Source organism: Desulfotomaculum copahuensis (genome assembly GCF_001655685.1).
In the GTDB taxonomy this organism is placed as follows: Bacteria; Bacillota; Desulfotomaculia; order Desulfotomaculales; family Desulfovirgulaceae; genus Desulfotomaculum_G; species Desulfotomaculum_G copahuensis.
The window spans coordinates 13,143-38,756 of the sequence record NZ_LYVF01000185.1; the positions used below are offsets into that span (position 1 = coordinate 13,143).

General features: G+C 57.8%; 23 protein-coding genes. 3 read left to right on the top strand and 20 right to left on the bottom strand.

Annotation, left to right across the window (positions count from 1 at the left end):
• Window positions 1-126: 126 nt before the first annotated feature.
• The 19 genes from thiL to A6M21_RS15025 all read right to left on the bottom strand — a co-directional run bounded on the left by thiL (window position 127) and on the right by A6M21_RS15025 (window position 20,842).
• Window positions 127-1,131, bottom strand: coding sequence for a thiamine-phosphate kinase (thiL, locus tag A6M21_RS14935; protein ID WP_066670435.1), 1,005 nt, complete (start codon window positions 1,129-1,131; stop codon window positions 127-129).
• Between the two features lie 45 nt (window positions 1,132-1,176).
• A complete protein-coding gene (gene thiE, locus A6M21_RS14940) occupies window positions 1,177-2,292 on the bottom strand; it encodes a thiamine phosphate synthase (protein ID WP_242868870.1) in 1,116 nt (371 codons plus the stop codon).
• A 281-nt stretch (window positions 2,293-2,573) separates the two neighbouring features.
• Window positions 2,574-2,990, bottom strand: a complete 417-nt coding sequence (locus A6M21_RS14945; protein WP_066670441.1) for a response regulator — start codon at window positions 2,988-2,990, stop codon at window positions 2,574-2,576.
• A 179-nt stretch (window positions 2,991-3,169) separates the two neighbouring features.
• A complete protein-coding gene (locus tag A6M21_RS14950; RefSeq protein WP_066670444.1) occupies window positions 3,170-4,327 on the bottom strand; it encodes an amidohydrolase in 1,158 nt (385 codons plus the stop codon).
• Between the two features lie 125 nt (window positions 4,328-4,452).
• Window positions 4,453-5,175, bottom strand: a complete 723-nt coding sequence (locus A6M21_RS14955) for a gamma-glutamyl-gamma-aminobutyrate hydrolase family protein (RefSeq protein ID WP_066670489.1) — start codon at window positions 5,173-5,175, stop codon at window positions 4,453-4,455.
• A gap of 53 nt (window positions 5,176-5,228) precedes the next feature.
• Window positions 5,229-5,579 carry a type II toxin-antitoxin system PemK/MazF family toxin gene (locus A6M21_RS14960; RefSeq protein WP_066670447.1) on the bottom strand — a complete coding sequence of 117 codons (351 nt, stop codon included), beginning with the start codon at window positions 5,577-5,579 and terminating at the stop codon, window positions 5,229-5,231.
• Between the two features lie 3 nt (window positions 5,580-5,582).
• Window positions 5,583-5,852 (bottom strand): CopG family ribbon-helix-helix protein, encoded by a 270-nt coding sequence (locus tag A6M21_RS14965; RefSeq protein ID WP_201721911.1) that lies wholly within the window; start codon window positions 5,850-5,852, stop codon window positions 5,583-5,585.
• 83 nt (window positions 5,853-5,935) lie between these two features.
• A complete protein-coding gene (ilvN, locus tag A6M21_RS14970) occupies window positions 5,936-6,454 on the bottom strand; it encodes an acetolactate synthase small subunit (RefSeq protein WP_066670450.1) in 519 nt (172 codons plus the stop codon).
• Window positions 6,455-6,657: 203 nt separating this feature from the next.
• Window positions 6,658-8,004 carry a heterodisulfide reductase-related iron-sulfur binding cluster gene (locus A6M21_RS14975; protein WP_066670453.1) on the bottom strand — a complete coding sequence of 449 codons (1,347 nt, stop codon included), beginning with the start codon at window positions 8,002-8,004 and terminating at the stop codon, window positions 6,658-6,660.
• Window positions 8,005-8,046: 42 nt separating this feature from the next.
• Window positions 8,047-9,426 (bottom strand): dihydrolipoyl dehydrogenase, encoded by a 1,380-nt coding sequence (lpdA, locus tag A6M21_RS14980; protein WP_066670456.1) that lies wholly within the window; start codon window positions 9,424-9,426, stop codon window positions 8,047-8,049.
• Window positions 9,427-9,472: 46 nt separating this feature from the next.
• On the bottom strand, window positions 9,473-10,210 hold the full coding sequence (locus A6M21_RS14985) for a GltB/FmdC/FwdC-like GXGXG domain-containing protein (protein WP_066670458.1): 738 nt from the start codon (window positions 10,208-10,210) through the stop codon (window positions 9,473-9,475).
• A 14-nt stretch (window positions 10,211-10,224) separates the two neighbouring features.
• Window positions 10,225-11,727 (bottom strand): glutamate synthase-related protein, encoded by a 1,503-nt coding sequence (locus A6M21_RS14990; protein WP_066670460.1) that lies wholly within the window; start codon window positions 11,725-11,727, stop codon window positions 10,225-10,227.
• Complete coding sequence (locus A6M21_RS14995; protein ID WP_201721910.1) at window positions 11,724-12,827, bottom strand: class II glutamine amidotransferase; 1,104 nt, start codon at window positions 12,825-12,827, stop codon at window positions 11,724-11,726. The genes A6M21_RS14990 and A6M21_RS14995 overlap by 4 nt, the downstream gene beginning before the upstream one ends.
• 211 nt (window positions 12,828-13,038) lie before the next feature.
• Window positions 13,039-14,370 carry a type I glutamate--ammonia ligase gene (gene glnA, locus A6M21_RS15000; protein WP_066670497.1) on the bottom strand — a complete coding sequence of 444 codons (1,332 nt, stop codon included), beginning with the start codon at window positions 14,368-14,370 and terminating at the stop codon, window positions 13,039-13,041.
• A gap of 317 nt (window positions 14,371-14,687) precedes the next feature.
• A complete protein-coding gene (glnA, locus tag A6M21_RS15005; protein WP_066670462.1) occupies window positions 14,688-16,019 on the bottom strand; it encodes a type I glutamate--ammonia ligase in 1,332 nt (443 codons plus the stop codon).
• A gap of 130 nt (window positions 16,020-16,149) precedes the next feature.
• Window positions 16,150-16,731 carry an ANTAR domain-containing response regulator gene (locus A6M21_RS15010; protein WP_066670465.1) on the bottom strand — a complete coding sequence of 194 codons (582 nt, stop codon included), beginning with the start codon at window positions 16,729-16,731 and terminating at the stop codon, window positions 16,150-16,152.
• Between the two features lie 230 nt (window positions 16,732-16,961).
• Complete coding sequence (locus tag A6M21_RS15015; protein WP_066670466.1) at window positions 16,962-18,542, bottom strand: FMN-binding glutamate synthase family protein; 1,581 nt, start codon at window positions 18,540-18,542, stop codon at window positions 16,962-16,964.
• 200 nt (window positions 18,543-18,742) lie between these two features.
• The gene (glnA, locus tag A6M21_RS15020) at window positions 18,743-20,062 is read right to left on the bottom strand and encodes a type I glutamate--ammonia ligase (protein WP_066670468.1); all 1,320 of its coding nucleotides are present in this window, start codon (window positions 20,060-20,062) and stop codon (window positions 18,743-18,745) included.
• 198 nt (window positions 20,063-20,260) lie between these two features.
• Window positions 20,261-20,842: an ANTAR domain-containing response regulator gene (locus A6M21_RS15025; protein ID WP_066670470.1), complete on the bottom strand. Its 582-nt coding sequence runs from the start codon at window positions 20,840-20,842 to the stop codon at window positions 20,261-20,263.
• Window positions 20,843-21,069: 227 nt separating this feature from the next.
• On the opposite strand from A6M21_RS15025, the gene asnB reads away from it, so the two are divergent.
• From asnB to A6M21_RS15040, 3 genes are all read left to right on the top strand, one after another.
• Window positions 21,070-22,914 (top strand): asparagine synthase (glutamine-hydrolyzing), encoded by a 1,845-nt coding sequence (gene asnB / locus A6M21_RS15030; protein ID WP_066670472.1) that lies wholly within the window; start codon window positions 21,070-21,072, stop codon window positions 22,912-22,914.
• 103 nt (window positions 22,915-23,017) lie between these two features.
• A complete protein-coding gene (locus A6M21_RS15035; protein ID WP_066670479.1) occupies window positions 23,018-24,133 on the top strand; it encodes a PRK06851 family protein in 1,116 nt (371 codons plus the stop codon).
• 120 nt (window positions 24,134-24,253) lie between these two features.
• On the top strand, window positions 24,254-24,703 hold the full coding sequence (locus A6M21_RS15040; RefSeq protein WP_066670481.1) for a YaiI/YqxD family protein: 450 nt from the start codon (window positions 24,254-24,256) through the stop codon (window positions 24,701-24,703).
• Window positions 24,704-24,742: 39 nt separating this feature from the next.
• On the opposite strand, the gene A6M21_RS15045 is transcribed toward A6M21_RS15040, so the two are convergent.
• Window positions 24,743-25,228, bottom strand: coding sequence for a DUF4912 domain-containing protein (locus tag A6M21_RS15045; protein WP_066670483.1), 486 nt, complete (start codon window positions 25,226-25,228; stop codon window positions 24,743-24,745).
• Window positions 25,229-25,614: the final 386 nt, after the last annotated feature.

Sequence of the window (25,614 nt, forward strand, 5' to 3'; positions counted from 1 at the left end):
ATTATAACCCGCCGCGGGCAAAGAGCAACCCTTGTTTTATAAAGCAGGCGCATCAAAAAATATTGCCGTCTTTACCGGCAAAAGCTTTTGTTTACCGCCCCGACACCAGCCCCTTTGGAGCGGCGGTCAACGCAGAAAGTGATCGTACCCCCGCGCCGGCAGGGGCCGCCAGACGCCGCCTGTTTCTATTTTCATGCCGTCTCCGGCCGGCGTGATTTCACCAATCAGACTGACCGCTTCACCGGCTTGCGCCATTTTATCCTCCATCCGCGCCGCACCGGCCGGGGAAACGGTAAAAAGCAGTTCAAAATCTTCCCCGCCATAGAGCGCCCAGTCCAGCGGATCACAGCCGGCCGCCGCAGCCACCAGGCGCACGCGCGGATCAACCGGGACGGCTCCGGCGCGCACACGGCAGCCAGCGCCGCTGGCGCGGCAAATCTCACCCAGTTCGCCGGCCAGGCCGTCGCTGATGTCATCCATCGCCCCGACCCCGGCGGCGGCCAGCAGGCGCCCCGCCTGCACGCGGGCGCACGGTTCCAGGTGGGCCAGGCGGGCGAAGGCGGCCGCCTCCGGTACCACCGGCGTTTCCGGGTGGCGGCACAGGAAAAGGCCGGCGGCCGATTTGCCCAGGCTGCCGGTGACGTAAATCAAGTCCCCGGGCCGGGCGCCGCCGCGGTACACAGCCCGTCCCGGCTCGACCAGTCCGAGCAGGGCCACGTTGATCACCAAACGGTCCGGACAGGCCACCGTGTCCCCGCCGACCAGATTGACCCCGTATTCCCGCGCCGTCCGCCGCAGCCCGCGGTATAAAGCGTCCAGTTCCTCCACAGTCACCCGCTCCGGAACGCCCAGGGAAATCACCGCATACGCCGGCCGGCCGCCCATGGCCGCAATATCGCTGACGTTGACGGCCAGCGCCTTGACACCGACCTGTTCGGCCGTCGCCCAGGTCAGGGAAAAGTGCACTTCCTCCACCAGCATGTCGGTGGTAAAAAGCAACTGGTCCGGACCGGCCGCCTGCAAAACGGCGGCGTCGTCGCCGGCGCCGCACACCACCTGACCCGGGTTGTTAGGCAGGTCCCGGGCCAGGCGTTCAATCAGGCCGAATTCCCCCAATGCCGACAGATTCAAACCGCCCGCCTCCTAATAAATCTAAAACCATACCGCGGAATGCGATCATTTATTCCCGCGCGCCTCTGCGACCTGCCGGCGCAGTTCCACGGCAGCGGCGGCGACATCTTCCGCCGCCACCACGGCGGTGATCACCGCCACGCCGTCCGCGCCGGCCGCTATAGCCTGTCCGGCGTTATGCGCCTTGATGCCGCCGATGGCCACTTTGGGAATACGCACCACCTGCGCCACCCGGCGCACCAGTTCCAGCCCCACGGGCGCAATCACATCTTCCTTACTGCTGGTTTCAAAGACCGGCCCCACGCCGATGTAATCCGCTCCGGCAAGCTCGGCCCGCCGGGCCTGCTCCACGCTATGGGTGGAAATGCCGATGATGCGCTGCGGTCCCATCATTTGCCGGGCCGCTTCGATGGGCAGGTCGTCCTGCCCCAGGTGCACACCGTCCGCATCCACGGCCAGGGCCACATCCACCCGGTCGTCGACGACAAAAAGCACACCCGCTTCCCTGGTCAGCCGGCGCAACTCCCGGCCTACTTCCACCAGACGGCGCCCGGAAAATTTCTTCTCCCTCAGCTGCAGCACCCCGGCACCACCCCGGATGGCCGCCGCGGCGATCTCCTGCGGTGAACGGCCGCGGGCAAACTTGTCCCCGGTAATCACATAGAGACTGCAGTCCGCCGGCCACCGCCCGCCGGCCTTCCGGTCCCCCGCCGGACCGGCGGAACCCCCGGCCGGGGCATATCTTTCATTTTCCGGCAGTTCCAGCAGGCGTCCGATCAATTCCTTTTCCAGTTCATAGGACTGAAAGCGGATCGCTTTAAACTTTCCGGCATCCATCACCGGCCGGCCGTATTCTTCAAGCACCCGGGCGGCCTCCTGCACCCGCTTGAAGTTGGCCGCCGCCAATTCCACGTAACCGGCGCGTGGCCGCTCTGTTTCCGGCGGCGAAACCGCGCCCACATCATGACCCGCATCCCGGGCCGCCAGCAGGGCCGGCAGGAACCCGGGGCTGTCCGGTTCGTGCAGGCCGTGCCGCAAAAATCTGATCCGGGTGGCCAGTTGCTGATCGTCCAGCACAAAACGGGCCAGTTCCTCAATCACCCGCAATCCTTCCCGCGCCCGGTTCAAATTGGCGTCCAAAACCCGGTAGCTCCGGTTCATACTCAGCACCCCCATAAAACAAGTCCCTCTCCGGAAAGGAAAGAATGGCCTGGCCATTCCCTTCACTAGTATATTCCGCCGGCAAACAGAAAAAAATTACCGGGCTTACGCCCGGAGCACCTTGCACCCGGCAGCCGGAGCCGGGGACTTTACGGCGCAAATCGGTAAAGCGGTTGCAAGGCGCTTTTCTTTACCCGTCTTGAGCACCTCCGCGGGTAATGACAGCTATACGGGTATACTGTATCATAATTCACCGCAAAAAAATTTCCCGCCGTTTTTCATCAGATTATTACGTAAGCACCGGCCAGTAATTGTTCCTTGTTCCTTTGCTGCCAGGTAAACTCTTTGATCAATGCTTTGATTTTCTCGACATCAAAAGGCTTGGCCAGACACCGCACCGCACCCTTCTTCAACGAGCGGGCAATGGTATCGTCGGAAAAATAAGCGGTCATCATCACCACTTCCGTTTCCGGTGACAGCTTCTTAATCCGTCCCAAAGCCTCCAGGCCGTCCATCAACGGCATGCGCACATCCATGAAGACCAGTTGCGGCCGGATCCGGCGCACCATTTCCAGCGCTTCCAGGCCGTTTCCGGCCATATGGACCCGGTGGCCGGCTTCTTTTATAATTATATCCAGCAGGTAGCGAACACCTGGCTGGTCGTCAGCCACCAGCACATCCAGACAATCTCCTCCCACTACTCGCACCTCCGGTAAAGTGTGACACCAATTGACAATCAAGGGTATTGTTTCCGAAGCGATAACTTCGACGCCAAGATAATTTTTCCTGCCATAAATCCATAAATTTCATAAAAAAATTCATATTTTAACATTGGTTCTATTATTTCTCATAATAAGAAACAAGTTTTTCCCTTGATTTACTTTTCCCAAACCGCTTCTCCACTGATAAACACTTTTATTACCATGGTACGGGTATCAAAAGGATGGCCGTCAAGCAGGACAATGTCGGCATCTTTGCCAGGCTCCAGACTGCCCAGTCGCTGCTCCAGACCCAGTATGCGCGCCGCGTCGATGGTGATCGCCCGCAACGCCTGCTCTTCCGGCAACCCGCCCCGCATGGCCAGCCCGGCCGACAAAGCCAGATATTGAACCGGCACCACCGGGTGATCGGTCATCACGGCCAGCGGCACCCCGGCCCCGGCCAACACCCGGGCGTTTTCCAGAGTTACTCCCTGCAGTTCCACCTTGGCCCGGTTGGTGATGATCGGGCCGACCACGGCCATCACCCCGCGGGCAGCCAGCTGATCCGCCACCAGGTATCCTTCCGTACAGTGTTCGATAATCAGCCGCAGGTCGAATTCAGTGGCGATGCGCACTGCGGTCATGATATCATCGGCCCGGTGGGCGTGCACGCGCAAGGGGATTTCCCGGCGCAGCACCGGCAGCAGGGCCTCACTTTTCAAATCCCGGTCGGGCTTTTCTCCCCGGCCGGCGGCGGCGTTTTCCAGCTTGCGCCGGTAATCCAGCGCCCTGGCCAGCGCTTCCCGCAACAGTGCCGCCGCAGCCATGCGCGTGGCCGGCGCTTTCTTATCCCTCCCGTAACTGCGCTTGGGATTCTCCCCCAGGGCGGCCTTGATGCCGGCCGGACGCCGCAGAATCATTTGGTCAATCACCGTGCCGCTTGTTTTGACGGCCAGCATTTCACCGCCCAGCACATTGGCGCTGCCCGGACCGGTTACCAGGGTGGTCACTCCGCCGGACAGGGCGTCCCTGAAGCCCAGATCGGCCGGGTTTACCGCATCGACAGCCCGCAGCTGCGGAGTGACCGGGTCGGTATATTCGTTGGTGTCGTCCCCTTCCTCGCGGTAAATTTCCTCGGCAATACCCACATGGCAATGGGCGTCGATGAAGCCGGGCATGACCACCAGGCCGGTCGCATCCACCACCGCCGCCCCGGCCGGGACCTGGTTGCCGGCATATACATCGGCAATCTTCTGCTTTTCAATCAGCACCACACCGGGATCAAGCACCTTTCCGGCCACGGTGAACACTTTTCCGCCTGAAATGGCCAGCATATAAAAACCACCTTGCACAATGATTTAAGGTATAAATATGCCGTTACGGCAAAAATATTTTTTCATTTTACCGGACACGGGCCGGCGATATCAAAACGCGGGACAACATCCCCGTTCAAAATGATTTATTTTTTTCCCGGCCGGAAGGCACGGCCGGCTTCCACCAGCGCCTCAAACAGTTTCCGGCAGCGGACGTCCTGTTCCCACATCGCTTCCGGATGCCACTGCACGCCCAGGGCAAAAGAGTGATCGGTCTTTTCGATGGCCTCGATAATACCGTCGGCCGCCCGCGCACAGACGGCAAACCCCGCCGCCGGACGGCGCACGGCCTGGTGGTGGAAACTGTTCACCCGCCAGGGGTCCGCACCGGCGATGCCGGCCAGACGGCTTCCCGGCGTCAACTGCACCAGGTGGGTGGGGGAGCGGCGGGGCGCCTGCTGGCTGTGCTTGAGGCATCCGGCCACCCCGGAGTTGATATCCTGGTGGATGTCCCCGCCGGCGGCGATATTCAACACCTGCACGCCACGGCATATGCCCAGCACGGGCAAACCGGCATCCAGGGCCAGACGGGCCAGGCCCAGTTCGGAAAAATCCCTTTCCGGATCGATCCACCCGCAGCCCGGCCGGGGTTCTTCGCCAAAATAGACCGGATCCACATCACCGCCGCCGGTAAGCAGCAGTCCATCCAGCAGGCGCACCCATGCTTCCATTTCATCCCCCGCCGCGGCCGGCGGCAGGATTACCGGCAGTCCGCCGGCCGCCTGCACGGCAAGCACATAAGCGCGGACGAGAAACAAGCGTCCCCTCTCTTCTTCCAGTGCGGCGGTCAGACCGATCAGCGGTTTCATCACATCACTCCCGGAAAGCAAAACACCCCAGTATCTGAGGTGCCTGTCCTTGCCTAAATATCCACCAGTCCCAGGCTGATTTCCACCGCCTGGTTGACCTTGAGCATGGACTGATCGTCCAGGGAAGTAACCTTTTCCATCAGCCGGCTTTTGTCAATGGTGCGAATTTGCTCCAGCAGGATAACCGAGTTTTTTTCCAGCCCGCCCGGGCTGGCCGCCATTTCCACGTGGGTGGGCAGTTTGGCCTTGGCGATCTGGGAAGTGATCGCGGCCACAATTGTGGTCGGGCTATACTGGTTGCCGATGTCGTTTTGCAGAACCAGTACCGGCCGGGTGCCGCCCTGTTCCGATCCCACCACCGGACTGAGGTCGGCAAAAAAAATATCGCCTCGGCGGACCAGCATAGGCTATTTTACCTCCGCCAGTTCATATTGCCTGGCCGCCTCGACTTCCAGCCGGTACTGCTCCACGGCCAGGGCCAGGTTGATCTTGGCCATTTCCAGGTAGCCCTGCTTCATCTGCTCCCGCAACTGCCGGCGCTTGCGCTCACCGATATACAGACGCATGGCCTCCCGGATCAATTCACTGCGGTTCAATCTTTCCCGGGCCACAATTCCGTCCATTTCCGCCAGCAGGCTGTCGGGCAGGCTGATCATGATCCGCTTCACCTGGGCCAACTTTTTTAAACCCCCCTGGTTCGACATTTGCCAGTATAACATATTTTATACACCTGAATGGAGATTATGTCAATACTTGCCGGTCAACCAGCATTATTTACCTGTTCATCGGTATATTTGGCGGCGCCCGGCCCCCGGCTCAAGGAGATCTTGCCCGTACGCACCATCTCCACAATGCCGTGATCCTCCAGCACCGCGCACAGAGCGTCAATTTTCTCCTCGTCGCCGGTCAACTCGATCACCATGGTCTCCCGGTTGATATCGACTATATTGGCCCGGAAAATCTCGACAATATCCACAATGTCCGAACGGCGGGCCGGATCGGCCTTGACCTTGATCAAAGCCAGTTCCCGGGCAATTGATTCGCCGCCCTGCAGTTCCTGGATCTTGATTACATCAATCAATTTGGACAGTTGCTTGACCACCTGGTCCAGCACCTGGTCGTCACCCTTGACCACGATAGTGATACGGGTGACATCCGGCTCTTCGGTATACCCGGCGGCAATGCTCTCGATATTGAACACCCGCCTGCTCAACAGGCCCGAAATCCGCGCCAGCACACCCGGTTTGTTTGTCACCAACACCGCCAAGGTATGTTTCATTACCCGCCCCTCCCGGCATCGTGATATATTTTCCAATATACCCTATTGTAACACAAACAGAACAACATAGTATATCCCTATACGACAAAATCCACCGCCGGCACCGGATTTGCCGGAAAGCAAAAACCCGGCTCCGGCCGGCCGGCTGAAAACCCCGCTGCCAACATGGGGAATAAAAGGGAAGCCGGGCGGTTCCCCGGCTTTTATTCCTCATCCCGCGCTTCGCGTAAACCAGCCAGCAGCCTGGCCAGTTCCTCCCCACCGCCGGGCGGCAGCGGCTCCAGGCCCAGCTTCTTGCGGTTCCTTTCGTCGGGCGCGCCCAACCGGCCGGTCTTGAAGAACATATCCAGGCCGCCCTTGACCGGCGGCGGCATCAGGCCCTGTTCCATGGCCAGATGCTTCAATGCGGTGAAGACCTTCTCCATGCCGAACTTTTGCGGGCACAGTTCGTAGCAGGTATGGCACTCCACACAATACCAGATCGCTTTCGATTTCAGTAATTCTTCGATTTTGCCGTCCAGCAGCCGGCCGATCAGTTCGTTCGGATTGAACTGATCCACTATTTCAGCCACCGGGCAGTCGGCCACACAGGCGCCGCATTCGTAGCAGCGGCGCACCGAAGCCAGGTCCAGGTGGCGTCTGACTTCCATGAAATGAGTCAACTTCTCCTCCCAGGTTTTAAAGAAAGGCGCCGTATCCACCCGGTGATTGCCCAGGCCCAGTTCCGCCGGGCTTAAGCCCAGGGCGAGTCCAACCAACTCCGGATAGGTAAACACGGGTATATGCAGGTGCTCCCCCTGGCGCTGGGCCATGTACTGTTTTTGATCGAACTGCATGAAGCAGGCCGGGCAAAAGAGGGTCATCGCATCGACGCCAACGCGCTGCAGTTCGAGCAGCTTTTTGCGGGTCAGGGCCATGGAATCCTCGAGTTCGCCCACATTGCTCAAAGCACCGCCGCAGCACATCATCTTGGTATGGTAGGATACGCTTTCCGCGCCCAGTGCTTCCACCAGGGCGTCAAATTTCACCGGGTGCAACGGGTCGTCGAAGTGAATGGCCGAACTGGGCCGCACCATGTGACAGCCGGGATGCACGGCGATGCGCATCCCGGAAAGGGGCTTTTCCACCCGGGCGCGGATTCCGGCCGGACCAACTTCGTCATGCAGCAGTTCCACCAGATGCCTGACCCGCACCAGTCCCTTGTATTCCATACCGATGGCGGCCAGACTCCGGTTGACCCATTCCTTTGTCGCCGGTTCCAGATCCAGGCGGTTGGCCACGGACTTCAACGTACCGTAGCAACCGTTGCAGGCGGCCACGATGTCCAGGCCGGCCTGTTCGGCCACCGCCAGGTTGCGGGCCGCAGTGAGCAGCCACTGGCGTTCATTGTAGGTTTCAAACAGGGATTTTTCCGGACAGCAGGTAAACCCGGCCAGGTCGGTATACTTTACTTCCAAGGCGTCCATGACCAGACGGGTGGATTTTTCCATAAAGGGCAGGCGGGCCGGGATTGTACATCCCCAGAAAAAGGCATATTTTGCGCTCCCCACACCGGCACCTCCTTTTTCATTGCTGGTTGTACAGGCAAAATCCTACATGTGAATGCTCATCCCGTGTACCGCCTCGGCCGCCTCCATTACGGCCTCGGCCAGGGTGGGATGGGCGTGGATGGTTTGGGCCAATTGTTCGACGGTGGCGTTGAGCTGGATGGCCACAGCGGCCTCGGCAATCAGATCGGTGGCGTGCGCGCCGATGATATGCACGCCCAGCACCCGGTCGCTTCCGGCATCGGCCAGCACCTTGACAAAGCCCTCCGTTTCGCCCATGGCCTGTGCCTTGCCCGAAGCGAGCAGGGGAAACTTGCCCGCTTTTACGGCCAGTCCCTGCGCTTCGGCTTCCTGTGTGCTCAACCCGACACTGGCCACTTCAGGATGGGTGAAGATGCACGAGGGCACCACCCGGTAGTCCATTTCCCGCGGCCGGCCCATGATGTTGTCCACAGCCGCCAGCGCCTGGGCTGAAGCCACATGAGCCAACTGGATCCGGCCGGTGATGTCGCCCACGGCATAGATGCCGGGTACATTGGTCTGCATGCGGCCGTCCACCGGCACCTCGCCCCGCGGCCCGGCGGCCACGCCGGCTACCGCCAGGCCCAGGCCGGCCGTATTCATCACCCGGCCAATGGAAATCAAAATCAGGTCGGCGGCGATCTCCAGGCCGCCTTCCAGCACGGCGGTCACTTCCTGTTCCGTTTTCCTGACCGCTTCAATTTTGACCTTTGTCTTGACGGTAATCCCCTGCCGTTTCAGCAGGCCCTGCATCTGCCGGGCGGCTTCCCTGTCCACCATGGGCAGGATGGAGGGCATCATTTCCACAACCGTCACCTGCGCGCCCAGCGCGTTGAAAATGCAGGCGAATTCACAGCCGATTACGCCGCCGCCGATAATCAGCAGGCGCCGGGGCACCGCCGTAAGATTCAACGCCTCGTTGGAGGTGATCACTTTTTCCCCGTCGTAACCGAGGGCGCTGATCAACGCCGGTTCGGTGCCCGTGGCCAGCACAATATTTTCGGCTTCCAGTTCACTTACCGCGCCGTCCGCCGCCGTCACCCGGACATGGCCGGGGGCCGTCAGCCGGCCGGCGCCCTGGATCAATTCCACCTTGTTTTTCTTTAACAAAAACTGCACGCCCTGCACCAGGCGGGAAACCACCTGTTGCTTGCGCTCCATCAGCCGTCCGAAGTCCACGGATATTTCACCCGTGCTGATCCCGAACTCCCCGGCCCGGCGTACGGTGTGCAGCGCCTCCGCGCCGGCGGCCAGCGCCTTGGTGGGAATGCAACCGCGATTCAGGCAGGTACCCCCCACTTCATCCTTTTCCACCAGGGCCACGCTTGCTCCCAGTTGGGCCGCCCGGATGGCCCCCACGTAGCCGCCCGGACCGCCGCCGATAAAGATCACTTTATAACTCAACGGTTACCCTCCCCGGTCATAACGTTGGATAAAAACTGTACGCGCCCTAACCGGCGTACAGCCGGCCGTAAGGACGGTGGGAAACAGGCACCAGCTTGCAGAATTTCTCCTCCCGCACCTGGTTGTAATCCAGGCCAAAGCAGTCGCAAAATTCGCCCAGATACTTCTGCAAGGTTTTTTCATCCCCGTCATCCAGTGCGAAGACGGCCACTTCCTTGCCCAGGCGGTATGCAGCTACTTCTCCCCGCAGGTAGATCACGCCGCCGTGCATGCCCGTACCCAGGTAGTCCCCGGCCAGCGGCTGCCCCGGCTTGCGGTTCAAACCCAAAAGCATCATGATCCCGCCGGCCATGTACTCGCCGAAGAAATCACCGGCCCTACCCCCGGCAATAATCACCGGCACCTGGCGCCGGTATTCCTTCATGTGAATGCCCACCCGGTAGCCCACGTCGTCTTTGATGTAAATACGGCCGCCGCGCATGGCATAGCCGAGCACATCGCCGGCCAGTCCGTGCACCACCACCAGGCCGTCGTTCATGGTATTGCCGATGGCGTCCTGGGCGTTGGCGTTGACGGTAATCACCGGCCCGTTGGCAAACGCCGCCAGGTCGTTACCGGGCACACCGTTGATGGTGATGTTTACCTTCCGGTCCACCCCGGTGCCGATATAACGCTGGCCGTTGACATTGTCCAGTATGAATTCCGTTTCCCCGGCCCAGGCCGCTTCCTTGATCATCTTGTTTAAATCCCGGTAATACATGCCCCGGGCGTCTATCTGCATCATCTCCGGTTTCCCTCCTATCGGCCGGCGGGCTTGATGCCCAGAATATCCAGATCCACCCGGGACAGGCCCACGCCACGCAAACGCTCGCGGCTGCCGCGCAGGCTTTCCACTGCATTGACCCCCAGGGCGCCCAGGATTTCCTTCAGTTCCAGCGACCAGGCACGGATCAGGTTGCACAGGTGCTCAGCCGCCAGTTCCGGATCCAGCCGGCGCACCAGTTCCGGACGCTGGGTGGCGATGCCCCAGGAGCAGTTGCCGGTGTGGCACTTCTGGCAGACGTGGCAGCCCATGGCAATCAATGCCGCCGTACCGATGGCCACCGCGTCGGCGCCCAGAGCGATGGCCTTGGCCATATCCCCGGCGTGGCGGATGCCGCCGGCACAAATCAGGGAAACCCGGTTCCTGATGCCTTCCTTGCGCAGCCGGTCGTCGACCGCGGCCAGGGCCATCTCGATCGGTATGCCGACATGGTCGCGGATGATCGTCGGCGCCGCCCCGGTGCCGCCCCGGAAACCGTCGATATAGATTATGTCCGCCCCGGCCCGGGCGATACCGCTGGCAATGGCGGCCACATTATGCACGGCGGCGATTTTCACGCTCACCGGCCTGGTCCAGTTGGTGGCCTCCTTGAGGGCGTAAATAAGCTGGGCCAAATCCTCGATGGAATAAATGTCGTGGTGCGGCGCCGGCGACAGGGCGTCGGTGCCCAGAGGAATCATGCGCGTCTCGGAAACTTCCTGGCTCACCTTTTCCCCGGGCAGGTGGCCGCCGATACCCGGTTTGGCCCCCTGGCCGATCTTGATTTCCACCACCGCGCCGTGGTTCAGGTATTCCTGGTTGACGCCGAACCGGCCCGAAGCCACCTGTACGATGATGCGATCGCTGAAGGGATAAAGATCCTTGTGCAGGCCGCCTTCGCCGGTATTCATCAATATACCCATTTCTTTCGCCGCGCGGGCCAATGCCCGGTGGGCGTTCAGACTGATTGAGCCATAAGACATGGCCCCGAACACCATGGGGGTGTCCAGTTTCACCTGGGGCGCCAGTTGCGTCTTTAGACGCACGCCGTCCGGCGCTTCTTCAAATTCCAGGGCACTGGGCTTGCTGCCCAGATAGGTGCGCAGTTCCATCGGTTCCCGCAAGGGGTCGATGGAAGGGTTGGTCACCTGGCAGGCGTCCAGCACCATATGATCGAAATAACTAAAATAAGGCCGGTCGTTGCCCATACCGGTAAGCAGCATCCCCCCGGTTTCCGCCTGTTTCATGATGTTTTTCCGGTACTCCGGCAGCCAGTGACCGCTTTCCTTGTAGGCCAGAGGGTTTTTCTCAATAGTGATCGCCCCCTCCGGACAGAAAGTGGCGCAGCGGTGGCAGGCCACACATTTCTTGTGATCGGCCACCACCCGGTCCTGAAAGCTCAGCGCGCCGAAACCGCAGTTCATCACACACCGCTTGCACCGCCGGCAGCGCTGGTGATCCACGCGCACGAAAAATTCGGCCGGAATCAAGCTGCTCATACTGCTGCTCCCTCCTCCAGTTCGGCAATGATCGGCTCGCCGGCCTTGGCCGTCCACACCCGGTCCAGATCCGGGGAAATTTCCCGGATGGCGCTTTCCTCGCTGGCCATGAACACCAGGTCGTCCTTGACGGCACAGGTCATCGGGCGCAGCTTGATGCGGTCATTAAGGCCAATCATGTACCGGCTGCTGGCCACCACGAAGCTGAAGGGACCGTTCAGCATTCCCGGCCCGTAAACCTGGCGGATGGCCGTGTACATCTGCCTTTGTGCCTCGTCCATCATATCAATGTCCTTCCAGAAAGGCGGCGCCAGCGCCTGGCAGACCAACCGCAGGGGCACTTTCTGCTGCCGGTGCAGCAGGTCGAAAAGGTAGGCCACCACTTCGGTGTCGGTCTGCAGTTCGCAGCAGTAACCGAACATTTCCAGATAGCGCTTGTTTATGCCGTAAGAAGAAATTTCACCGTTGTGCACCACGGACCAGTCCAGCAGGCAAAAAGGATGCGCCCCGCCCCACCAGCCGGGCGTATTGGTGGGAAAACGGCCGTGGGAAGTCCAGATGTAGGCTTCATATTCATCCAAACGGTAAAACCGGCCGATGTCCTCGGGAAAGCCCACTCCCTTGAAGGCGCCCATGTTCTGGCCGGAAGAAGCGACAAAGGCGCCGGGAATGCTGTTGTTGATGGTCATCACAGCGTTGACCACAAAAGCGCGCGGTGAATCCACCCGCCCGAACACAATCAGCCGTTTGGGTTTGATCTGCAAAAAATACCGCCATAAAATCGGTGGGTCGGTGATACCCGGAGTAACCCGGGTGGGAATGGGTTCACTGCGGTCGATAATAAAGTTCTCCTCCAAAAATGCCTCGGCATCCATTTTACTCTGCTCGGAGTGATAGATCATATGGAAGGCATAATGATCTTTGAAATCCGGATAGATGCCGTAGGCGGCAAAGCCTCCCCCCAGACCGTTGGAACGCTCGTGCATCAGGGCAATGGAGCGGATGATGGCCTCCCCGTTCATCCGCCGGCCTTTGGTGCTCATGATGCCGCTGATCGCGCATCCCGACGGGATTCTTTCAAATTCTTGCTGCATGGGCATTGCACCTACCTTTTTATAAACATAACCCCCACCGGGCCGATAGCGGCCTCAAGAGAAAAAAAGCCCACGGCAGGCCCGGGAGAAAAAAGTTTTTTCCCTTTTCAGACATGGCTACCTGCACGTGGGCACCATTGCCCTTTTTGGCACGCCGTTGTACCGGTTCAGGTTTTTGCCCGATATTCAACTGCCTTTTACGGATTTTTACGGGCGATCAATATTTAGTCAAATATTCTTCCAGTTCCCAGGGATGTACCTGTGTGCGGTAACGGTCCCACTCAATGTCTTTTGCTTCCAGAAAACGGTTATAGACGTGTGGTCCCAGGGCTTCTTTGATCACCCCGTCTTTGACCAGTTCCCGCACAGCCTCATGCAGGTTGACGGGCAGACAGCCGATATCCAGCTGTGCTCTTTCCTCTTCAGTCATTTCATAAATATTGCGGTCACAGGGCCCGGGCGGCTGAATCCGGTTTTTAATCCCGTCCAAACCGGCTTTCAGGCAGACCGCCAGCGCCAGGTAGGGGTTGCAGGAAGGATCCGGGCTGCGCAGTTCTATCCGGGTGGACTGCCCCCGTTTGGCCGGTACCCGGATCAACGGACTGCGGTTGCGGGAGGACCAGGCCATATAAACCGGCGCTTCATAGCCGGATACCAGCCGTTTATACGAGTTGACTGTCGGGTTGGTCACCGCGGTAATCGCCCGCGCATGTTTGAGTAGCCCGCCAATATAATAAAGAGCCGTCTCACCGAGTTGCTGTGGTGCTTCCGGATCGTAAAAGGCATTCATACCGTTTCTGGTCAAGGATTGGTTTAAATGCATGCCGGATCCGGCGATGCCGAAAATGGGCTTGGGCATAAAGGTGGCGTGCAATCCGTGCCGCTGGGCGATAGTCCGCACCACGAACTTGAAAGTAGCCACTTTGTCGGCGGTATCCAGGGCATCGGCATATTTAAAATCAATTTCATGCTGGCCGGGGGCCACCTCATGGTGAGAAGCCTCTATTTCAAAACCCATCTGTTCCAGGGTCAAAACCATATCCCGCCGGGCGTCTTCCCCCAAATCCACCGGGGTAAGATCAAAATACCCGGCCCGGTCGTGCGTCACTGTAGTCGGCCGGCCGTCATTGTCCACATGGAAAAGGAAGAATTCCGCTTCCGGACCCACATTCATGACATAACCCATTTCTCCCGCTTCGGCAACCACCCGTTTCAAAACGTAGCGGGGGTCGCCGGTAAAAGGAGTGCCGTCGGCGTTATAGATATCACAAATCAGCCGGGCCACCCCCCCGTCCCGGGGACGCCAGGGAAAGACCACGAAAGTGGCCGGATCCGGCCGCAAGTACATATCGGATTCCTCGATCCGTACAAACCCTTCAATAGAAGAGCCGTCAAACATGAGCTCCCCGTTCAGGGCCTTGTCCAGCTGTTCCACAGTAATGGAAACGTTTTTCAATACCCCAAAAATATCCGTAAACTGCAGCCGGATAAACTTGACACCCATTTCTTTGGCCAGATTGCGCACATCATCATTCGTCAACTGAGCCACAAATTTACACCTCTTCCTTTTTCCCGGAACAATCAACAAAAAAAGACCCACTACCGGATAAATCCCGTTCATCCGTGATGCAGGCCCCATTGCCCCGGCGGGTACCACGCTGTACCCCCAATATAAAATTTAAAGCTAAACAATAGTATAGCATAAGAACCGTAAAAAAAAAGTGGTTCTTGACAAATTTTATCCCTGGTAATATTAACATGGTGCTGCATAAGCGACAATGCGGTCTATACTGTCAATAGTAAAAAAAACCCTTTACGGGCAATCCGCAAAGGGCGTTTGGAGGATGGTAACCAACTGGTGCAAGATTAGAACTTGCTCAGATATTCTTCCACTTCCCAGGGATGGACCTGAATCCGGTAATTTTCCCATTCCATCTTTTTGGCATGGACATATTTTTCAAATACATATTCACCCAGGGCACCGCGCACCACTTCGTCGGCGGCCAGTTCGGCGAGCGCTTCCTCCAGACTGGCCGGCAGGCTGTTAATCCCCAGTTCCTTACGCTCTTCGGGCGTCATCTGGTATATATTGCGGTCACAGGACGGCGGCGGCTGCAGGCCGTTTTTGATTCCGTCCAAACCGGCCCGCAGGCAGGCCGCAATGGCCAGGTACGGGTTGCAGGAAGGATCCGGGTTACGCAGTTCAATGCGCGTAGACAGACCGCGCTTGGCCGGAATACGGATTAAGGGACTGCGGTTGCGTTCGGACCAGGCAATATATACCGGCGCCTCATAACCGGGCACCAGGCGTTTGTAAGAGTTTACCGTGGGGTTGGTCACAGCCGCAAAAGCGCGGGCGTGTTTAACCAGGCCGCCGATGTAATTACGGGCCACTTCACTCAACCCGTCGGGAGCGGACGGATCGTAAAAGGCGTTTTCATTGCCCCGGAACAGGGACTGGTTCATATGCATGCCGCTGCCGTTGATCCCGAAAACGGGTTTCGGCATAAAGGTGGCATGCAGTCCGTGCCGCTGGGCGATGGTGCGGACCACAAATTTGAAAGTAACAATTTTGTCGGCCACATCCAGGGCATCGGAATACTTGAAATCAATTTCATGCTGGCCGGGGGCCACCTCGTGATGGGAAGCCTCAATTTCAAAACCCATGTCCTCCAGGGTGAGCACCATGGAACGGCGGGCGTTTTCCCCCATATCCACGGGTGAGAGATCGAAATAACCGGCCTTGTCGTGCGTACGCAGGGTGGGATGCCCGTCCGCATCCACCTGGAAAAGGAAAAATTCCAGCTCCGGACCGACGTTCATAGAAAAGCCCATTTCCGCCGCTTCAGCCAGTACCCGCTTTAATGTGTTACGCGGGCAGCCTTCGTAAGGGGTACCGTCGGGGTTGTATACATCGCACATCAGCCGGGCCACCGCGCCGTCCCGGGGACGCCACGGGAAAACAGCAAAAGTTTTCGGATCGGGACGCAGGTACATGTCCGATTCCTCAATCCGGGTGAAACCGTGAATGGAGGAACCGTCAAACATCAGCTCGCCGTCCAGGGCTTTTTCCAACTGTTCCACAGTAATGGCCATGTTTTTCAAAACGCCGGTAATATCCGTAAATTGCAGGCGGATGAATTTGACACCCAGTTCCCTGGCCTTGGCCAAAACTTCTTTTTTGATTGCATCTTCCATCGAAACAACCACCTTTCCAGATATTTCTTGCCCCAAAATATGCGCCCTTTAAAGAAGACAGGTCTTCCCATCTCCTTTAAAGGGCGCCATTGCCCGCTTACGGTACACCTTCATACCGTTGATTTTAGATTCAAGAATTAAGGTTATGCGCCAAAATAACCGCCTCGGCCACCTGACGCATGGAAATACGCTTGTTCATGCTTTGTTTTTGAATCCGCTTGAAAGCTTCAGTTTCACTCAAGCCCAGCGTTTCCATCAAAATGCCCTTGGCCCGCTCCACCAGTTTTCTGGTTTCCAGCGTTTCCTTCAGTTCGTTGACCTGTCCTTCCAGTTTGATGATTTCCTGATAATTGGCCATGGCCAACTCCACAGCAGGATAGAGGGTGGTCTCATCAACCGGCTTGACCAGAAGTGAGGAAACCCGGGCCTCTTTGGCTTTTTCCAGCAATCCCGGACTATGGGTGCTGACCAGAACCACCACCGGGGCCAGTTTATCTTCATGGAGAATACGGGCTACATCCAGGCCATTCATTCCCGGCATATTTGATTCAACAATCAATAGATCCGGTTGACGGCTGCGCACCAACTTGAGAGCGGTAAGACCATCGGCCGCCACTCCGACTACCCAGTAACCCAGCTTGGTGAGCATATCCTTGATGGCCTTTCTCCAGGTGGCATCGCTGTCTGCCAGCACTATTCTCTGTTCCGCCATGGAGATTTGCCTCCTAAAGTTTTTCCGGAGCCAACGCCGGCGCCTGCGCAGCATTCCGGAATTTACAACGGCTTCCCGGGAAGAGAAAATGCCCTCAGCAGAGGTAAAAACCTCATGAGGGCATCATTGCCTGATTGAAATGGATACACCTTTGTACCCATATGATATCCACTTGGAATGTAATTATTATAACCTTTGCTTTTAAACAAAGCAACAGGTTTTTTCAGGGTTTAACCCAAAATCTCTTCTACTTCTTCGGCATCAACATCCATGATATACCTGATGCCGGTAATACCGGCCGCCTCCCTGGTTAAAGCCGCTACATCGTCCCGGCTGATGTAGGAAAGGGCGAACTTGCGGGCGCCGCACATGAACTGCCGCAGTCCCTGAGCCAACCGTTCAAAGTAAGTATAGACACCCAGTGCTCCCACCGGCAAACGGTTGAACGCCTCGCCGCCCAGTTTGTCTTTTAACTCGCTGGCCGCCAGAAAAACCTGTTCAATGGTTTCACCATACTTTTTATATTCACCGGGTACCTTGCCGGAACGCACCGCTTCGCCCACCGTCTTGCCCACCATGGCCGCCGAGAGGGCCGAACGGGCCATACCGATGGCCTTGACGTACGGGGCGCCGATGGCCAGGCCTTTGAACAGGTGGTCTTCCAGGGAAAACCCGCCGGCCATGGCCACCGGCGGCACATAAGCCCCTTTGGCCGCCAGTTTATCCAGGTATTTCACCAGCAGTGCCTGCAGGTAAACAGTCGGTACGCCCCACTCATTCATCATCCGCCAGGGGCTCATCCCCGTACCGCCGCCGGCGCCATCCACCGTGAGCAGATCCAGCCGGGCGTCGGAAGCATATTTTACCGCCCGGGCCAGATCGGCCGGACGATAGGCGCCGGTTTTCAGGAAAACGTATTTGGCCCCCGCCTGACGCAGTTCCCTCACCCGGGCGATGAATGACTCCTCCGAAACCATGCCGATCCGGGAGTGACGTTCAAATTCATTGAAGGCACCGGCGTGATAGGCGGCCTGTACTTTGGGGTCGGCGGGATCGGGCAGCACAATGTAACCGCGTTCTTTTAACTGCTGCGCCCGCTCCAAAGTGTTCAGTTTAACTTCGCCGCCGATGTCTTTGGCCCCCTGGCCCCACTTCATTTCGACCGCCTGCACGCCAAGTTTTTCAAGGGCGTATTCCTGCACGCCCAAAGCTGTGTCTTCCACGTTGGCCTGTACGGCGATAAAGCCCCTGCCGTTGGACCATTCCTGAAAATCCTTGACCCGCCGGGAGAGGTTGGGCGAATGGACAACCCGGCCGTTTTTAATCTCAACATTGGGATCCATGGCACAGACATTTTCACCAATGGCGATTCCTACCCCGCAAATGGCGGCGCCGGCAGCCAGATGCTCCCAGTTGTCGGCCGCCACATTGGTTGAGCCCATGGCCGCCACCACAACCGGCAGATCCAGTTTTATGTCGCCGTTGGCCCCCAAAGTGGTTTCCAGATTGACAGCCGGGAAAATAGCCCGATCGGGATCGGCATCGATACCCCGGGCACCGACTGCCGTACCCATTATATTGAAATGGGAGTAATCCACCGGATAATCCTTTTGCGAAGCGGAGGTTGTTTTACCGAAAGGCTGCGGATAAAGCATTTCCTTGCCACGAATGGCGGATTTACCGATTTCACACAGCCCCGGGCAACCATCCAGGCATGTAACACACATACCACTGTAAGGACACTGGCTTTCGCCGGTGCGCAACCGGGTCAAAGTGGCGGCGCTGGCGTTGATCCCTTTACTAAAACTCATTATTCCATCCTCCTGAAAAATACGATAAAATATTTTTGTAAATCTTTTCTCTACGCTGCCGCGGCCAAAAGCGCCGCTGGCAGCTCCTTTTATCCGCCGGGAATAATTTTCGGCCCGGCGCCCGCAGCACGCCTTTTAAACCGGGCATCCCCCCTCTTTATATAAAACTGCCGGCGGCCGTCCCAGACTGCCCGCCAACATTAAAAGTTGGTCAAGTATTCATCCAGCTCCCACTGGTGCACCCGGGACTGATAACGTTCCCACTCATTTTCTTTTGCCGTCAGGTAGCGGGTGGTGATATGCCCGCCCAGAACCCGCCGGATTTCGCCGTCACCGGACAGTGCGGCTAAAGCCGCGGACAGGTGGCGGGGCAGGCCTGTTTTTTGCATCAATAAGCGCAGGTTCGGCCCGTTTTCAGGCAACGGCTCCGGCGGCGCCAGATTGCGTTCAATCCCGTCCAGGCCGGCAGCCAGGGAAACCGCCAGAGTCAAATAAGGGTTGGCCGCCGGATCGGGACTGCGCAAGATTAACCTGGTACCTTCTTCACGCATGGCCGGTACACGGAGCATGGTGGCGCGGTTTTCTTCGGACCAGGCGGCCAGCACCGGCGCCAAATCGCTGGGAGCCAGCCGCTTATAGCTGTTCACCAGAGGGTTGGCAATGGCCGTAAGGGCGCCGGCATGTTCAATCAACCCGGCGATAAAGCAATAGGCCAGGTCGCTCAGTTGACGGGGATCCGCCGGGTGGTAAAAGGCGTTTTCCCCGTTCCGCCACAAAAACTGGTGCAGGTGCATGCCCGACCCGTTATGTGCGGCCAGGGGGCGGGGCATAAACGAGGCATGTAAGCCATGCCGCTGGGCAATGGTACGCACCACAAACTTGAAGGTGGCAATGTTGTCCGCTGTCAAGAGGGCATCGTTTTCTTTGAGAAAAATCTCATGCTGTCCGGGAGCAACTTCATGGTGGGAGGAAGAAACGTCAAAACCCATTTCCTGCAGCGTAAGCACCATATCCCGGCGGGCGTTTTCACCCAAATCCACCGGCGTCAGATCACAATAACCGGCTTGATCATGGGTTATTACGGTTGGTTTACCTTGAGCGTCGGTATGGAAAAGAAAAAACTCGATCTGTGCCCCCACCTGAAAAGAAAGGCCCAGTTGCTCCGCCCGCTGCAGTACATTTTTTAAAACAGTGCGGGAGCAGGCGCTATACGCCTGATCGCGTGAAGCACGCACATCGCAGATTAACCTGGCCACAGCCCCGTCCCGCGGACGCCAGGGGAAAATGACAAAAGTGGTCGGATCCGGCTGCAGGTAGATATCCGATTCCCTGTTTTCAACAAAGCCTTCAATAACCGAGCTGTCAAACATCACCCGGCCGTCCAGAGCCCGGGACAACTCCTCCACAGTAACGGCGATATTTTTAAAAGCACCAAAAATATCGGTAAACTGTAAACGGATAAATTTGACATCATAGTCACGGGCTTTTTGCAAAACATCTTCTTTGGTTCTGGTAGTCATAAGTTCCCCTCATAATAAATCAAATTATTGATTAAAAACAAAACGTCCCAAAGCAAACCCCCACCGGTGGTTTGCTTTGGGACGCCATTGCCCCGCGCGTTACTTATCTAAAACATAATACTAAATTTATTTAAAAAATACAAGCTGTTTTCTATTTGCATTCTGTATACATAAATCGCAGTGGCAAGAACCACCTTTTCAATTGTGACCGGGGGAATTTAACAGTTCATATGCCACCCGGGCCAGTGACTGGCAACGGTCCATACTTATCTTTTGTAAGTATCGGTAAGCCTCTTTTTCGGACAGGCCGTGCCTTTCCATGAGCAACCCCTTGGCCCGGGCGATCAGCTTCCGGTTCTCCAAAGTTTTGCGCAATTCGGCCAGTCTTTTTTCCAGCTCCATGATCCGGTTGAAGGATACCAGGGCCGCTTCCAGTACGGGCGTCAACATTTCTTCCTGCAGCGGCCGGACCAGCACGCCATAAATACCCGGCGAACGCATTAATTCGGGGATTGAACAACGGCCGGCGTCAACCACCAGCACCACCGGCGCCACCCGGTGCTCCTCAATAATCCCGGCTACATCCATGCCCTCACAACCGGGTAGGCGGTCCTCCATCAGCACGAGATCCGGCTCGTGTTGAAACACCAGCTGCAATAAACCGCGCCCCTCACCGGCCTCACCGGCTACCGCGTAGCCGGCGTGGCGCAGCACCTCTTTTAAAGTCAGGCGAAATCCCTTGCCGGCTCCGGCAATTATGACCCGGGTCCGTTGATACACCGGCCACCACGCTCCGCTGTTCCTTCTGTGTGCCTTCCATTATAGCACGCCCGTGCGGCAGAAAACTATCCGTCTTTTCCCGCCCGGGCCCCTATGGATATAATATCCTTTACCATTTACCTTCTCCAAAGCATATGATTTTAGCATAAGGGATACATGGCAAAGGCGCCATGAGCAGGCTTACCTGATCATGGCGCTTATCCTTTAACCGGTTGGGAGGTAAGTTTATGTGTGGTATCACCGGCTGGATAGATTGGAATGAGGATTTGACGGCCAAAGGACCCGTACTGCTGGAGATGGCCGGAACGCTGGCCAACCGCGGACCGGACGCCGGCGGGATCTGGCTGTCGCCGCACGCCGCACTGGCCCATCGCCGCTTGATTGTGGTCGATCCGGCGGGCGGCGGGCAGCCGATGCTCCGCCGGCGCGGCGAACGCACTTGCGTACTGGTTTATAACGGCGAATTGTACAACACCTCCGAACTGCGGCAGGAACTGGCGGCACACGGATATTCTTTTCAAGGGCATTCCGACACTGAAGTGCTTTTGCTCTCCTTTATCCACTGGGGACCGGACTGTGTGGAGCGTTTGAACGGTATCTTCGCCTTTGCCGTCTGGGACGACGCCACCCAAAGCCTGTTTATGGCCCGGGACCGGTTGGGGGTCAAGCCGCTGTTTTACACCCGGCGCGGCCGGGCGCTTATTTTCGGTTCCGAAATCAAAGCATTGCTCGCCCACCCGGCGGTGCCGCCGGAGGTGGACGCCACCGGACTGGCCGAAATCTTCGTGCTCGGACCGGCACGCACGCCGGGCTTCGGCGTCTTTCGCGGCATTGAAGAACTCAAGCCGGGCCACTGCCTGCACTTCGATCATAAAGGCATACGCATCAAGCAGTACTGGGCGCTGCAGAGCCGGCCCCATCCGCACACGCTGTATGAAACCGCCGTTCACGTGCGGGAACTGTTTCAGGATACCGTCGAACGGCAGCTGGTTTCCGACGTGCCGATCAGCGTGCTGCTTTCCGGCGGCCTGGATTCCAGCGCCATCACCGCCTTCGCCGCCCTGGCCCGCCGGCGCGAGAACAAGGGGGCAATTAATACCTTTTCCGTTGACTACGTGGACAATGAACAACACTTCCGGCCCAACGAATTTCAGCCGAACTCGGACGCGCCCTGGATCCGGATCATGTCGGAACACTTCGGCACCAATCACCACCAGATAATTATCGATACTCCCCGGCTGGTGGAGGCGCTGACGGGTGCGATGCGTGCCCGCGACCTGCCCGGCATGGCCGATGTCGACTCCTCTCTCTACCTGTTCAGTCACGAAATCAAAAAGGAGGCCACCGTGGCCCTGTCGGGCGAGTCCGCCGACGAAATTTTCGGCGGCTACCCCTGGTTCCGGCGGGCGGAGGACGTCAATGGCCACACCTTCCCCTGGGTGCGCATGGTTGGCGAAAGGGCGCGCCTGCTCGCCCCGGAACTGCGCGACTACATCCGCCCGGAGGAATATGTGGCCGGACGCTATCAGGAAGCGCTGGCGGAAGTGCCCCGCCTGCCGGGGGAAGATCCCCTGGAGGCACACATGCGCGAACTGATCTACCTGAATATGACCCGGTTCATGCCCATTCTCCTCGACCGCAAGGACCGCATGAGCATGGCCGCCGGTCTGGAGGTGCGCGTACCTTTCTGCGATCACCGGCTGGTGGAATACGTCTGGAACATCCCCTGGAGCATGAAAAGCTGCGACGGGATGGAAAAGGGTATCCTGCGCCGGGCAATGACCGGACTGCTGCCCGAAGGCATACTGCAAAGGCGCAAGAGCCCCTACCCGAAGACACATCACCCGGCTTATCTGGCAGCGGTACGCGCACAGATGGAAAACATCACCAACGACCCCGGCTCCCCCCTGCTTCCCCTGGTTGATACCGGAGCGCTCCGTGAGGTAATCGGTGACAACGCCGCCGCCTTCAGCCCGGCCTGGTTCAGCCAGCTCATGGGTAGCGCGCAGTTGTTCGCTTATCTGATCCAGGTGGATGCCTGGCTGCGGGAATATCACGTGATAATCCGTTAAAAAGGGACAATTTTTTTATCTTGAAACATATTTATGAGATAGACGGCGTTGGTTTGAACCACCCGGCATATTTTCGGCCATCAAAGACAAGGAGGTCTTCATGATGAGCAAGGGCAGGCTGCGGAAGCTTTTCCCGGGAGGGAACACCTGCCGGGGCTTCTATTCCTTCTATGATTACATTATCGAACCGGATGCCACGCGGATCTTTGTGATCAAAGGCGGCCCGGGGGTAGGCAAATCCACCTTCATGCGCAAGATTGGCGAGGAAATGCTCAACCGGGGCTATGATGTGGAGTACCACTGCTGCTCCTCGGACAACGGCTCCCTGGACGGGGTGGTCATTCCAGCCATCCGGGTGGCTATGCTGGACGGCACCGCCCCCCATGTGGTAGATCCGAAAAACCCGGGCGCGGTGGATGAAATCATCCACCTGGGCGATTACTGGGATGAAAAGGGCCTGCGCGCCGGCAAGGCACAGATCCTGGCCCTCAACCGGGAGGTGGGCAGACTTTTCAAGCGGGCATACAGCTACCTGGCGGCGGCCAACCTGTTCCTGGAGGAAGTGCGCGGTTATTACCGGGATACGGGCGCTTTCAACGCGGGTGCTTTTGACCGGCTGTCCCTGGAACTGACCCATGACATCTTCAACGGCAAGCCGCGCCAGACGGACAATCCCCGGGCGCGACACCTCTTTGCCACCGCCAATACGCCCGACGGCTCAATCAGCTACCTGGACACCATCGTCAGCCACCTGAAAAAACGTTATATCATCAACGGCGACGACGGCACGGGCAAGACCACCCTGGTTCGCCGGTTGCTGGACGCAGCCATGATGCGCGGTTTCCACGTGGAAGCCTTTCACTGCGCCCTGGACCCCTCCCGGGTCGAGCACCTGGTCGTCCCGGCACTGGATGTGGCTGTGATCAATGCAGTGGAGCCGCACTTCTACAAACCACACAATGGCGATATCGTCATTGACACCACGGCCTGCGTCAAACCGGTGGCAGATTCCAAGATGCTGGCCGAAAGGGACACCGCCCGGGAAATGTACCGCCGTTGCATGGAAGAAGCCACCGACTTCATCAGCCGGGCCAAGAAGACACACGACGAGATGGAAACCTACTACATCCCCCATATGAACTTCAACGGCATCGAAGCCAGGCGGCAAACGGTGCAGGCCAGAATTCTGGCCCTGGCGGCGGAGGCCGCTGGAAAATAAGCTATGTAGCGGGAAAAAAGGGACAGCTGTCCCTTTTTTCTTTTCTTTTTCCTTCCGGCGGCATTATGGTACAATTGGACTGGAACCGCCAGATTACAACCGGTTGGGCTGTGATTTCCGATGAAGATTATTGTCGACGCCGACGCCACCCCGAAAAAAGTACTGGAAACCTGCCGTCAATTGGCTAAACCTCCAGTGACCTTAATTACGGTAGCCAGCTTTAATCACCGGATCGAATCCGAACAGCACGTGGTGGTTGGTGATGCTCCCCAGGAAACCGATCTGCAGATTGTCAACCTGGCCGCCAGAGGAGATATCGTTGTCACCCAGGATTGGGGTCTGGCGGCGATGGTGCTGGGCAGGGGCGCCGCGGCCATATCCCCTTCCGGTCATATTTTCCGGGAGGAGACGATCGATTTTCTGCTTGAAGAAAGGGAACTCAAGGCCAAATTCAGAAGAAGCGGGGGTAAAACCAAAGGGCCGGCGAAAAGGACGGCGAAAGACGACCGCAAGTTCCGGAAAAGCCTTTCCCTGCTGCTTTGCCAGGAGACCGGAAACGGGGGACAATAATTAAAAATTACAACCGTCCGCTCCGGCCATAAATCCGAATCACGCCGTATTACGCCGGTAAAATTCCGACGAACCGGGCAATTCTTCCACCACAGGTTCCCGGACCGGCTTTACGCCGGCAGCCACATCCACACTCACCGTCCGCCCGCCGGAGATGGCGGTGGATGGTCCGTCCGGTGGTGTTTCCACCCGGTTTGAGCGCAAAATGGGGTAGAAATGCCGGGGAGCACCGTAATATCCCAATTCACTGCAGTAGCTGCGAGCCGGTGTCAAGCTTGTAAAGTACCAGTTTTGAGTAAAAGGCGGTAAATTAATTTCCCTCCGCATCTTACCGCCGTTGTGCGGCCGGCAATCCCCCCCGTTCAACTCATACAATCTGAGATACAGGTCGCCGTGTCCGGCCAGGGCCTGCCGTTGTCCCTTCGACAATTCCCAGTAAGCAAAGATTATTGCCGGGTTTTGCACCAGCAGTACCATTGTGTTTTCCTGGTAGCTGTCAGGCAGGAACGCGTTTTCCCCAAGCACTTTTTATACCCCCTGCTTGAAAATTTTTACACCAGCCGCAAATGACTTGTAAATGTATTCACATTATCAAGCAAAGCATTTTTTATGCCTGCAATGATGCCCACCAGGACTACATAAACCAAACTTTTAGTTTGAATATTGTTCAAAAACAGGCAGCGTGGTTGGGCAAAAAGAGCTTTGTGCAAGTAATAACAACAGCTCACCCCCTGTCTAAATACAGACAGCGGATTGTCTGTTATCGGACAATCCGCTGCGTTATGCTCAACAACCGCCGGCGTCACACCGTCCGGCCGGTCACCGGTCCGTCATTTATTTACAATAACCGGGGTTCACCCGGCCGCCGGTTCACCAACCGCCCAAGCAGGAGCTTACCCCCGCCAGCGCAG